Annotated in this window: 10 protein-coding genes; 4 read left to right on the forward strand and 6 right to left on the reverse strand. The window is 45.8% G+C overall.

All coding sequences use genetic code 11. The annotated features are described in order from the left end of the window. Positions 1-74: 74 nt before the first annotated feature. From FD47_RS07580 to FD47_RS07600, 5 genes are all read right to left on the reverse strand, one after another. The gene (locus tag FD47_RS07580) at positions 75-803 is read right to left on the reverse strand and encodes a DnaD domain-containing protein (RefSeq protein ID WP_054734486.1); all 729 of its coding nucleotides are present in this window, start codon (positions 801-803) and stop codon (positions 75-77) included. Positions 804-829: 26 nt separating this feature from the next. Beyond that, positions 830-2,125, reverse strand: a complete 1,296-nt coding sequence (gene asnS, locus FD47_RS07585) for an asparagine--tRNA ligase (protein ID WP_040538015.1) — start codon at positions 2,123-2,125, stop codon at positions 830-832. Further along, positions 2,112-3,332, reverse strand: coding sequence for a pyridoxal phosphate-dependent aminotransferase (locus FD47_RS07590; protein WP_054734489.1), 1,221 nt, complete (start codon positions 3,330-3,332; stop codon positions 2,112-2,114). The genes asnS and FD47_RS07590 overlap by 14 nt, the downstream gene beginning before the upstream one ends. A 26-nt stretch (positions 3,333-3,358) precedes the next feature. After that, complete coding sequence (locus FD47_RS07595; protein WP_056980415.1) at positions 3,359-3,865, reverse strand: cell wall elongation regulator TseB-like domain-containing protein; 507 nt, start codon at positions 3,863-3,865, stop codon at positions 3,359-3,361. Positions 3,866-3,977: 112 nt separating this feature from the next. After that, complete coding sequence (locus FD47_RS07600) at positions 3,978-6,809, reverse strand: helicase C-terminal domain-containing protein (protein WP_056980403.1); 2,832 nt, start codon at positions 6,807-6,809, stop codon at positions 3,978-3,980. 233 nt (positions 6,810-7,042) lie between these two features. On the opposite strand from FD47_RS07600, the gene mvk reads away from it, so the two are divergent. Genes mvk through fni form a run of 4 tightly spaced genes read left to right on the forward strand, consistent with a single transcriptional unit; the run spans position 7,043 to position 11,134 of the window. Beyond that, on the forward strand, positions 7,043-8,020 hold the full coding sequence (mvk, locus tag FD47_RS07605; RefSeq protein ID WP_054734492.1) for a mevalonate kinase: 978 nt from the start codon (positions 7,043-7,045) through the stop codon (positions 8,018-8,020). After that, a complete protein-coding gene (gene mvaD / locus FD47_RS07610; RefSeq protein WP_171034976.1) occupies positions 8,001-8,987 on the forward strand; it encodes a diphosphomevalonate decarboxylase in 987 nt (328 codons plus the stop codon). Before mvk ends, mvaD begins: the two co-directional genes overlap by 20 nt. Before the next feature lie 20 nt (positions 8,988-9,007). Further along, the gene (locus FD47_RS07615) at positions 9,008-10,096 is read left to right on the forward strand and encodes a phosphomevalonate kinase (RefSeq protein ID WP_054734495.1); all 1,089 of its coding nucleotides are present in this window, start codon (positions 9,008-9,010) and stop codon (positions 10,094-10,096) included. A 3-nt stretch (positions 10,097-10,099) separates the two neighbouring features. Continuing rightward, positions 10,100-11,134, forward strand: a complete 1,035-nt coding sequence (fni, locus tag FD47_RS07620) for a type 2 isopentenyl-diphosphate Delta-isomerase (protein ID WP_054734499.1) — start codon at positions 10,100-10,102, stop codon at positions 11,132-11,134. A 166-nt stretch (positions 11,135-11,300) separates the two neighbouring features. Here fni and FD47_RS07625 read toward each other — a convergent pair whose 3' ends face one another. Further along, the gene (locus FD47_RS07625) at positions 11,301-12,677 is read right to left on the reverse strand and encodes an RsmB/NOP family class I SAM-dependent RNA methyltransferase (RefSeq protein ID WP_056980405.1); all 1,377 of its coding nucleotides are present in this window, start codon (positions 12,675-12,677) and stop codon (positions 11,301-11,303) included. Positions 12,678-12,747 lie beyond the last annotated feature (70 nt).

The raw sequence follows: 12,747 nt of genomic DNA on the forward strand, positions 1-12,747 counted from the left end.
TATTTGGAGGACTTTGTCTTCAGTCTGAGAGGATGCCCGTTGGACATCCTCTTTTTGGTGACATGAATGATTAGTTAAGATTTATCTTTTCCCCGATTTGGATCAGAAATTTTAATAAAGGGAATCTTTGGCCCCTTATACGGGGTCTCCTGTTCAGTGTGCCCCATTCGCCGCTTCCGGGCATTTTCTTCGATTTGTTGGGGGGTTGTTAAATGCATCTGCTCCCAACTTCGAAGAATTCTGTCCATATACTTGAGATTATAAACCTGACTTAAAACGGCTTCTTTCAGTGCAAGCTCAATAATTTTGGGCGAATAGTGATCTAAATCAATCCACTGACTAATTGATTCCATTTCAAGCGGAGATAAGGTGCGGCCAAATTCTTTTTCAATACTTTCAAAAACGGATTGACGTTGTTGTTCAGTCACAGCTGGCGTGGGTGCCGGTTGAGATGTATCGGCTTGTTTTTCTTGATGCTCATTCAATAATGCCAATTTTTCATACATCGGCGTAAAGTCGTAGGCATCTACCGGTTGGTGATTAATCTCAACTTTGGTAATCTTTGCTAATTTTTTTTGGATCATTTGATGAAACAATTCAAATAGTTCCTGTTGACTATACCCGGTTAATTCCTGAAGCTTCGTGATTTCTGGCATCGGAACAACCAAGGTGGCATGACGCTTGATGAGAACATACAGCAGTAACTCTTCGTTCGACAGGCCAATTTTGCGATAGTTTTTCAACAAAAAATTGGATAGAACTGTTTCACCAGACTGAAACAAATCACGTGCGAATTGATCCAATCAACTCACCTCTGGATTCTATTAATCTATGGATAAATTCGGTTTAATAAACGTGGGAATGGAATTGCCTCGCGAACATGATCCTCACCAGTAATCCAAGTGAGCGCCCGTTCAAGGCCCATTCCAAACCCGGCATGAGGAACGCTGCCGTACTTGCGAAGATCCAAATACCAACCATACTCTTTGAGATCCAACCCGGTTTTAACAACTTGGTCATAAAGGTAGTCGTAATCCACGGCACGTTCGGAGCCACCAATAATTTCACCGTAGCCTTCGGGTGCCAAAAGATCAGCACAAATAACCACGTCATCACGGGTTGGATGAGGTTTCATATAAAATGGCTTAATTGATTTTGGATAATTCAGGACGAATACGGGCTTATCAAAGTGATCAGCCAAGAACGTTTCCTCTGGTGATCCAAAGTCAACGCCCCATTCCAGATCAAAATCATTTTTCTTTAGTAAGTCAATCGCTTCATCATAACTGATTCGTGGATAAGGGAGCACCGTATACTTCTTTAAGGTATCAATATCACGGTCCAACGTTTTCAGCTCGATCTTACAGTTGTCAATGACGCTTTGAACCAGATAGGCGACGTAACGTTCTTGAATATCCAAGCTTTCTTCTTGGTGCATGAAGGCCATTTCCGGCTCGATCTGCCAAAATTCCATTAAATGGCGACGAGTCTTTGATTTTTCAGCCCGGAAAGTTGGCCCAAACGAAAAGACCTTGCCAAAGGCTTCGGCCCCGGCCTCCTCATATAACTGGCCACTTTGAGACAGATAAGCGTCACGATCGAAATAAGTGGTATGAAACAACTCAGTCGTTCCTTCCGGAGCACTTCCTGTCAAAATTGGCGCGTCAAGCTTAATGAACCCCTCTTTGTTAAAGAATTCATAGGATGCCCGAATCACTTCATTGCGGATTCGCATAATTGCGTTGGGCCGACTTGAGCGTAACCAGAGGTGCCGATGATCCATCAAAAAATCAATCCCATGCTCTTTCGGGGTAATTGGGTAGTCATGGGATTCCCCGACAACTTCAATCGAGTCAATTTCAATTTCATAGCCAAAATGGGATCGACTGTCTTCATGGACAATCCCGGTTACCCACATACTGGTTTCTTGTTTAACTTCTTTAGCCAATTCAAAAGTTTCTGGGGAAACGTTGTTTTTTACAACGACTCCCTGAAAAAAGGCGGTTCCATCGCGTAATTGTAAAAATGCAATTTTCCCGCTGGAGCGCTTGTTGGTTAACCAAACACCAATCTTGACCTTTTCATTGACGTACTTTGGTGCGTCAATCATACTAATTTGTTTCAATCCCAATTCCTCCCGATACCTGTTTATCAACATATTGTGTCATGAATGTATTAATCCGTGAAATGGCCGTCTTTAGGTCTTCCAAGCCAGTCGCGTAACTTAACCGGAGATACCCCGGCAAGCCAAAGGCCGCCCCATCGACAACGGCAACGTGCGCTTCGTTTAGTAGTAGGGTCACTAATTCTAACGACGTGTCCACGCCAACAATGGTCATGGCCTTCTCGACATTTGGAAAGAGGTAAAACGCCCCCTGCGGCTTTTGTTCGATATGAAATCCGGGAACGGCCTGCAGTAACGGATAAATGGTATTTAACCGCGTCTCAAATGCCTGCCGCATCTGTTCCACATTAGTCTGATCACATTTAAAGGCGGCAATCGCAGCATATTGGCTGACCGTTGCCGGATTTCCGGTTGAGTGTGAAAGAATTGCGTTTACCTTACTAATAATTTGGGGTGCAGCGGCAACGTAGCCAATCCGCCAGCCAGTCATCGAATAGGCTTTCGAGACGCCATTGACCAGAATTGTCGATTCAGCAATTTCATCGCCACACTGGATCAATGACGCAAATTTTTGCCCATTATAAATGAGCTTGCCGTAGATGTCATCAGATATAATCAGCAGACCGTGGTCAACGGCCCACCGGCCAATTGCCTGGAGCTCATCCTTCGAGTAAACCGTCCCGGTTGGATTAGCCGGCGAATTTAAAATGAGCAGCGTGGTCTTGGTCGTCAATGCCTCGTTCAATGAATCAATTGTAATTTTGAAGTGATCGTTAGTAGCAACCAAGACTGGTTTGCCACCAGCTAATTCAACCTGTTGGCTGTAACTAACCCAGCTTGGTTGGGGTAATAAGACTTCATCATCCTGATCAACCAGCGCCTGCATCAGCACATAAAGCGCCATTTTCGCGCCATTCGCCACACTGATTTGCTGAGGCTGATACGAAACGCCATAGTCCATCCGGATTCGATTGGCAATGGCCGTCTTTAATTCGGGCAACCCGCTGGCTGGCGTATAGAAACTAGTTTTCCCATGCTGGATCGCATCGATTGCGGCATCGGTGATTACTTTTGGCGTTGTAAAATCGGGCTCCCCGATGCCTAAATTAATCACGTCAATACCGTTTCTAATCATTTGCTTAGCCTTGTTAGAAACGCCGACCGTAGCGGAAGGCTTAACATTCATTGCACGATTTGAAAATTTCATGACATTTTTCCCTTCATAAACTGGATTTAAATATTCTCAATCAACTTTTTGATGGCACCGTTCTTGAAACTCAGCGTCGCAAAGCACAGATTATCGTGCCCGTTGATATAGCTGACCGTCCAATAGGGCTTATGATTAATCATTGTCAGGCCAACATTATTAATTTTTTTGGGCCGCTTTTCTTGCGAAATTAATTGTCGTGCCCGGTTCGCGGTGATCCCTGAGTGTTGATCAAGAACCGTTACCGCGCCACCCTTTTTGGCAACAATGACGTAGACTGCCCGGTTTTTATTCGTCTTCCCGGCGACCGAATAGTAGGTCCGATCGAGATTTGACGAATAAAACGTCGCCGTTGATTTCAAATCAGCATACTTTGTTGCAATTTGAATGGTTTGTCTCCGAGCGGTGGCCATTGGTTTTTGCGCCTCATGAAAAATAATGAAAGTTGTGAATCCCAAAATCAATATGATCAAAAGAACGACCCAGCGGATTTTAACTTTGGATTCGTGTTTGATTCGACGTTCCCGTTGCATGATAGCGTCCTTTCCAAATGACATTTTGAGTTAGGTTGCCATAAATCAAACAACCACCATATTTTTGCACATATTGATATTATACCAAAAAAACGGTCAGTTCAGGACGGCTTTAATGGTGACTTTCAAAAAATTTAACCATGTCGATCACACATTCATCAAGCGTGCCCTGCTTAACGGGGATTTCATTTTTTAAATTCGTCAAAATTGTCTGGCCATAACGTTTGGTTACAAGTCGCGGATCCAACACGAAGATCGTCCCAAAGTCCCCTTTGGTTCTTAACAAACGTCCCATCCCCTGCCGCAGTCGAAGCGTTGCTTTTGGCAGCGTCAAACTGTAAAATGGGTTTTTCTTTTTCGCCCGTTCGATCGAGGACAGTGCATGGTTATATGGATCTTCCGGCGTGTCGAATGGCAGTTGGGCAATCACCAAATTTTCCAATAGTTTAGTGGGAAAGTCAACGCCTTCCCAGAAAGTATTGGCCCCCATTAAAATTGCCGGTTCACTGTGGATAAACTGCCTGCTTAATCGCTGGGCGGTTCCGTTAACCCCCTGGGCAAGCACTTGGTGTGAGGATGTAAACCCACTTTCGGCTAAATACTGATGAACCCGTTCGATGGCGGCTAACGAATTGAATAAAACCAAGGTCTGTCGCGGGCCATTGGCGTAAATTCGCATGATCGCATCCGCAATAAATTTAAGCTGGTCATTTGAATTCGCCGCAAATTCCTGATCGTTCTTGACAAGGTAGATTCGCGCCTGATTTTCGGGATCAAAATCACTCTGCAGGCGCCGAACCGAGGCAGCTTTCCGATCAATCCCCAGTAAATTGAAAATAAATTGGGATTTTCGGGATGAAAAAATCGTCGCCCCAGTAAATGTCGGTGGTTCAAACGACGCGTAAATTCGCTCGTTGAGAAATTCGGTTGTTTTTAAAATTCCCTGGTTAATCCGGAAACTATTGATGTCCTTAACGTGGTTGACGGTCACCCAGACAACGTTTTGATCGAGCGTTTCTGGATCCAGATCAACCATGGCAATCAGTTTGCCGAGTTGATTTGAGAAGTGGTTGAAGTCCTCATAAAGATCATAAATTTCTGAGTAGTCATGAGCTGTAAAGGCACTGGCGTTCTGATTAATCTCGCTGTTAAGCCGGATCAGCAGGTTTTCAATATCAAAATTCCGTCGTTTTAACGCTTCTTTAAGTGATCCGTTATCGACAATTACCTGTTTTAATTCCGACAGCGGTATTAACCGAACGAAAAAATCAGCATTTTTATGAAGTGATTTTGTGGTCACTAACTGTGAAAACAAGTTGTGAGTCAGTTGTTTCATCTCATCCTTGAGGTGATCCAGCGCATCGGTCAGCTGATCAGCGATTTTATCCAGAATGACATTTTGGGCAAATACATCCCGAACGCTGCCGGGATTGCCTCCCTGAATATCGCCCCGCACCCGGTTTGCTGCAGAAATAACCGCCAGCGGATTAAGTTGCTTTTGATGATTACGAATCGCATTCTCAGCAAATTGTTGAGTTTCATCAATTAACAAATACGGTTTTTCGCTAAAATCACGGAAAAATCGCCAATTTTTCAGCAAGTAACTGTGATTAACAATAATAAAATCAGCGTGCTGCGCTTTTTTTAGGTTGTAACGCAGGAAATCATCTTCATAGAACGGTTCGGAAGGGTCAAGCCACTTCACGCCGGGGTGCTGAATTTTCCATACAAAAGGTGTCTGCTCAACATTTAGATGGAGCTCATCCAGATCACCGGTAGTCGTCATTGTGAGCCAGACGAGAATTTGGGCCTTAATAAACGCCGTTTGGACTGAATTATCAGCCACAAACAGTAGGTGGCGGAATTTATTTAGGTCGATATAGTGGCTGGCACCCTTTAAAATGACGCTCTTAACATTAAACGGTAAGCTTTGATTTAATAACGGCAGCGTTTGGTTTTGCAGCTGAAACTGCAGGTATGTGGTCGCGGTGCTGATGACAACTGGTTTTTGGGTGCTCGTCAGATAGCTGAACGGCAGACAATACCCCAGGCTTTTGCCAATCCCCGTCGGTGCTTCAATCACCATCGGTTTGGCCGGATGGTGCCCTTGAGCCGCATAGTTATTGTAAATCATATTCATCATTTTATTTTGTTCAATCCGCGATTCCAAATCTTTGGGAAGGATCCGCTGTTTGGCAATCCGCGTTTTTGGGTATTTAAAGTCTCCCGCCGTTTGGTCGGGCGTCGAAGTCGGCAGCGGCCGGCGGCGAATGACCAAGCCCCACGATAATTTAAGCTGATCGGCAAGTTGTTCTGAATGGGGTTTTGACCGATTTTCGTCGTCAACCTCCGTAAAGACGTTCATTGTGTCTTGAGGCAGAGAAGGATTAACCGCGATAATTTGGCTCAGGGTTTTTCGTGGCAGCTGCCGCACTTGCCGCAGCAAAATTAACAGAAGCTTAGCCGTTGCCAGGGCGTCACTATCGGCGGTGTGGGGATGCTTGTGAACAATATTAAAGTAAGCACTGAGATCCTGAAGACGGTAACTGGCAAGTGTCGGCAGTAGAATCTGGCTCAGCGTGACCGTGTCAATCGCGTCAATTGAAAGTTCGGGGTACCCGACCCGTTGAAATTCCTGATTGAGAAACGGAAAGTCAAAGTTAACGTTATGGGCGACAAAGACCGTTCCGCTCAACAGCTGGTATAACTTCGCCGAAATTTGGTCAAAAGTTGGCGCCTTCTTCAATCTCTGGGGGGTAATCCCAGTTAACTGGATAATCCGTTTTGGTACCTCCCGTTGCGGGTTAACGTCGGTGACGTAGGTGTTGACAACTCGATTGTCGGCGACGATTGCACAGCTAAATTGAATTATTCGATTGTTGTCAGCCATGTCAGTACCGGTAGTTTCAATATCGACGACTGCAAAAGTTGTTTTTGAATTCATAATTGTTTCACCAAAATCGCTTCGTTTTTCTAAAAATTGTTTAATTGATACACTATCTCCTATATTACTACACCCAAGATGTGTTAGGCTACCAAAAATCAACGTTCATCTTATGCATTGGTATCCGTGACAAACGGGCGAATTTTTTAGGAAACTTTAAAAAAACTGATAAGAATTCTTTCTCCCCGTAAATTATGATAAAATTGGACTGTTTGAAAGTGAGCGGATAAAGATTGAAAGAAAAAGCAATCGCAACAAGTTATGCAAAAATTATTTGGTTTGGCGAACACAGCGTCGTTTATGGGCAGCCCGCAATTGCGCTGCCCCTCTACAATGTGGACGTCCAAACGCGTTTAACAACTTCAACAACTGGTCAGACAATTGATTGCCGTTATTTTGACGGTCCAATTAACGAAATGGCCGATAATTTAAAGGGAATTCGCCTGCTAATTACTAAATTACTCGCGGTTTTTCATGCCCAAGACCTCAACTTTCATTTAAAAATTACCAGCAAAGTTCCCGCTGAACGGGGAATGGGGTCTTCGGCTGCAACGGCCGTGGCAATCGTCCGGGTGTTTTTTAATTTATTTGAAACACCCCTTACCCGTGCCCGGCTACTCAGTTTAGCAAACATTGAGGAACAGATTACCCACGGCAACCCCAGCGGATTAGACACGGCAACGGCAAGTTCGGATGCCCCCATCTGGTTCATTCGAAATCAGGTCAACGAGCAGATTGATTTTAACCTGTCAACGCCAACCCTGGTCATTGCTGATAGCGGTATTAAGGGCAAGACCAGCGAGGCTGTTTCACTGGTTCGCACAAATCTAACCGATATGCCGGAAGATGCCCGGCCATTAATTGATCAACTGGGACAAATTGCCAAGTCTGCACGAAACGCATTGGCAACCTCAGACGAGGTGCTATTGGGTCAGTTGATGAATCAGTCGCAAACTAATCTGGCTAAATTAGGTGTCAGCACGGCAACTTTAGATCGCTTCTGTGCCATTGCTAGTCAGAACGGCGCTTTGGGTGCCAAACTCACCGGCAGCGGCCTTGGCGGCTGTATGATTTCAATTGCTAAAAATCAGGTAGACGCCCAAAGGATTGCAACGGCGCTAAGAACCGCCGGCGCCACCCAAACATGGATTCAATCCTTTGCAAACTATGACTACTCGACTGGAGAAACTCATGACAACCTTGTCAAATAACGCGGTCACCGCACGAGCGCATACAAATATCGCCCTGGTTAAGTACTGGGGTAAAAAAGACGAAAATTTGATTATTCCCTATACCGGGAGCCTCTCATTGACCTTGGATTACTTTTATACAGACACTCAGGTTGCTTTTGATGCAAATTTAACCACCGACGATGTTCAAATTGATGGCCAGCCGGCATCTGCGAAAACAACTGCTCGGGTCAGTCGATTTCTAGATATCGTTCGTCAGCGTTCTGGCATTACGCAATCAGCAGCTGTTCGGTCAACAAACCACGTGCCAACTGCGGCGGGCCTGGCCTCCTCCGCGTCGGCATTCGCAGCGCTGGCGGCCGCTTCAAGCCGGGCGGCCGGAATGGATCTATCGTTAACTGATCTTTCCCGCCTGGCTCGCAGAGGTTCAGGATCGGCATGCCGATCAATTTTTGGCGGTTTTGCTGAATGGCAACCGGGGACCGATGATACCAATTCTTACGCCATTCCCATTAAAAGTCACGGATTAGCTGATCTGCGGGTCATCGCCCTCACAACCGCAAAGGGACCAAAGGCCATTTCCAGTCGGCAAGGCATGCGCCTGTCCGTCACCACATCACCCTATTATCCGGCCTGGATCCAGACAGCTCAGGCTGATTTGGTGGCTTTAAAGGCTGCCTTAGCCGCCGCCGATTTTAGCGCGATTGGCAAAATTAGCGAATTAAACGCGATGCGCATGCACGCACTCACTCTCAGTGCCGATCCGGATTTTACGTATTTCAATGGGCAAACATTGACTATTATTGACTTGGTGAAAAGTCTCCGGCACAGCGGCGTTGAATGCTATTACACCATCGATGCGGGACCAAATGTCAAGGTCCTTTGTCAAAGCGAAACAACCGAGAAGATTGTGACAACCTTCTCGAAAGTATTGGGTGATGAAAATGTTATCGTCACAAAACCCGGACCGGGCGTTCAATACTTATAATTTTGAAAGGAAATGATCATTTGATAACCGCTAAGGCGCCAGGAAAACTATATATTGCGGGGGAATACGCCGTTGTCGAAACCGGCTACCCGTCAATCATCGTTGCACTGGATCAATTTGTGACGGTCGAAATTTCTCGGAGCAAATCATTTGGAAGCATTGTTTCAAAACAGTACCGTGAAGATTCCGTTTATTGGCGGCGTCAGGGGGATCAAATGATCCTTGATAATCGTGACAATACATTTAACTACATCATCTCTGCCATTCATTTGACTGAAGAATATGCCCAGATTCTTGGACGCTCAATGGACGTTTATGATCTGCGGGTTAATAGTGACTTAGACAGTCCAAACGGGAAAAAATACGGGCTGGGTTCGTCGGCAGCTGTGACCGTGGCAACTGTTAAAGCGCTATGCGAGTTCTATCAAATTCCGTTAACTAAGAGTAAACTTTTCAAATTATCCGCAATCGCCCACTTAGACGTTCAAGGAAATGGGTCATTGGGCGACATTGCCGCCAGCGTTTACGGCGGCTGGATTGCTTATCAATCATTTGATCGCGGGTGGCTGATGGCAGCCCGAATGAATCAGCCCCTCTCTGACTTAGTTGACCAGCCGTGGCCGGATCTGAAAATTACGCAGTTAACCCCTCCGGCCAATCTCCAACTCATTATTGGCTGGACCGGATCGCCGGCTTCTACCTCACACTTGGTTGATAAGGTGGCAATTGCAAAAAGCCGCGAGAAAGAAACCTACGAGCGCTTCCTGGCCGACAGTAAAAAGTGTTTAAACACCTTGATTGATGGTTTTAAGCAGGGCAGCTTAGAAGCGATTCAGAATGGCATCCAGCGTAATCGGGAAATTCTCAACCACCTTGCTAATTTCAGTAAGGTTCAAATTGAGACCCCCACCCTTAAAAAAATGTGTGACATTGCCGTTCAACACGCGGCGGCCGCAAAATCTTCCGGTGCGGGGGGCGGCGACTGTGGGATCGTCGTCATCGATAAGGCTCGCGATATCTCTGAAATGATTGATCGTTGGCAAGAAAATGGCATTACCCGCCTTTCGCTTCGCGTTCACCCCGTTATCGATCTCGATAAGGAGATTTAACGAATGATTTCAAAACATTCCCATCGAAAAGATGAACATGTCTCACTAGCTGAAAAATTTTATTCCCCCCACCATACTTTTGAAGATATTAAATTTGTTCACCAAAGTCTGCCAAAGTATTCATTGGCTGACATTGATTTATCGGCCACTATCGGACCGCTTAAGTTAGCGGTTCCCTTTTACATTGAAGCGATTTCTGGCGGGAGTCCCCGAACAAAAGATATCAACGCTCAATTGGCGACAATTGCCCAGGCAACGGGTTTGGCCATGGCTGTGGGGTCTCAAAGCGTCGCGCTTAGTGACCCAGACTTGGCGGATACGTTTAAAATCGTCCGCAAAAATAATCCCGCTGGCTTGATATTTGCCAACATTGGTGGCAATCATTCTGTCGAAGATGCCAAACAGGCCGTTGAAATGATTGATGCCGACGCTTTGGAGATTCACGTTAACGTTGCCCAGGAACTAATCATGCCCGAGGGTGATCGTCAATTTCAATTTCAGAAAAATATTCAGGAAATCGTCAATGCCCTGACCGTCCCAGTAATCGTTAAGGAAGTCGGCTTTGGGATGAGCCGGGAAACCATTGCTGAATTACTAAAGTTAGGGGTCCGCTACGTGAACGTGAGCGGCCACGGTGGGACGAACTTTGCGACAATCGAAAATTTTCGCCGCCCGGATAAGTCAATGACCTACCTGGCTGATTGGGGGTTGTCAACGCCAGAATCCTTGCTGGAGAGCCGGTCCTATCAAAATCAATTAACCGTTCTTGCATCCGGTGGCGTTCAAACACCACTGGATATTGCAAAATGTCTGGCACTTGGCAGCTCAGCCGTTGGGATCGCCGGGCAATTTCTCCACATGGTCATTCATGAGGATACGCCTGCAATAATTGACAAGATTAATGGCTGGAAACAAGGACTCAAGGCCATCATGATGATGACTAACAGCAAAACCGTTTCTGCATTGCAAGATGCGGCCCTCGTCCTTAGTCCAGAGCTCATCTCATATCAACACCAACGCAACTTGGAAACGAATTAAATACTTAAATCCACGCCCAAAAAATTCAAAAAAGGGTTCCTTCAGGTTAACTGCACTGTTAACCTGAAGGAACCCTTTTTACTGAGTTAAAACTCAAAAATTACAGCTGTTTGACCAATTAAACAATCATCAGGTTTTATCCTGATACTTATCCTGCCACATCCCTTTACGCTTGAAACCGCAATCCTTTCGGAAAGAAATTCTTCGCAATTCCGTTGACAACCTTGGAAAATCCAACTGACTGACCATCACAAACAAGCAGATACCAGCCCTTTTCAAGCGACGGTGCCACGGGGAACGTATCACCATGGACGTATTTGCGCCAATCATCGAAATTGATCGTAATTTTGCGAGTTGCCTGATCTGGACGCATGGCCAGTGCTAAAGCGTAACTTGGTTCAAATCGATTTTTTTTGAAGACCCCTAGTTGAAGGCCTTCACGAACAATTTTAATATTCGAAAGATCGGGAGTCTCTTCCGGAACGGATGACAGAATGTCCCGAAACACCCGGAGGTTGCCAAACGATTGGTCAGTAAAATGTTGCGTGGCAAATGTCTGCCATAACGCCCGTTGTTCACGATTAAGAGAAGTTGAATTTGATCGCTTCGTGCGCTTTTTAGCCGTTGGCACCGTTGGTCGATCAATCGAAGTCGCAACGGTGGGCTTCTTTAATTTTGCAATAAAGTGACCTTCACCGTCAAAATGATGGGGAAAAATCCGGACACATTTTTCTAAATCCGAATTACCATCAGCCCATTGAGGCATTCCATCGTCCATTCCCGGGAATTTCTTAATGGGCAAAATTTCAAAACCAAACTGGGTAACCAGCCAAGCGATAATCTGTTCGTCCTCTTCCGGGGCAAACGTACAGGTTGAATAGATTAACTCGCCGCCCGGTTTCAAATTCTTAACCGCTTCGGTCAAAATTTCTCGCTGCCGGCGAGCACATTCAACCGGATAATCCAACGACCAGTATTTCACGGCGTCGGGATCCTTTCGAAACATCCCCTCACCCGAACAGGGAGCGTCAACCAAAATGCGGTCAAAAAATTCGGGCAGTTGCTGGGCCATGATCGCTGGTGTTGAGTTAGTGACCACCGTGTTAGAAAGTCCGAATCGCTCGACATTCTCAAGGAGGACTTTAGCCCGCTTGGCATCAATTTCATTTGCGATCAGTAGTCCCTGATTATCCATATAGCTGCCGATATGCGTGGTTTTGCCCCCTGGCGCCGCGCACAGATCAAGAACCCGTTCACCCGGTTTCGGGTGGGCCACCTCGCCAACAAACATGGCACTGGGTTCCTGGCTATAGACGGCGCCGCTTTGATGATCAACCGTTTTGCCATTCACTTCGCCGTAATAGCCAAAGCGACAATGTGGCGTCGGTTGGGTTAAATCAACTTCGGTTGGACGATTCTGTTTGAGCGGATTAACGCGGAACCCGTGGTTAACCGGTCGTTCAAAGCTGGTGAGAAATTTTGACCCATCAGCATCGCCAAGCAACTGAGTATACTTTGTTTTAAACGTTTCTGGTAGCTGCATAGAAAATCCTTTCTAAATTGAATTGATCATTAATCTCATTTTTAAGCTGAATAAAGCCCGCTTAGATTGA

The organism is Lentilactobacillus parafarraginis DSM 18390 = JCM 14109 (genome assembly GCF_001435895.1).
In the GTDB taxonomy this organism is placed as follows: domain Bacteria; phylum Bacillota; class Bacilli; order Lactobacillales; family Lactobacillaceae; genus Lentilactobacillus; species Lentilactobacillus parafarraginis.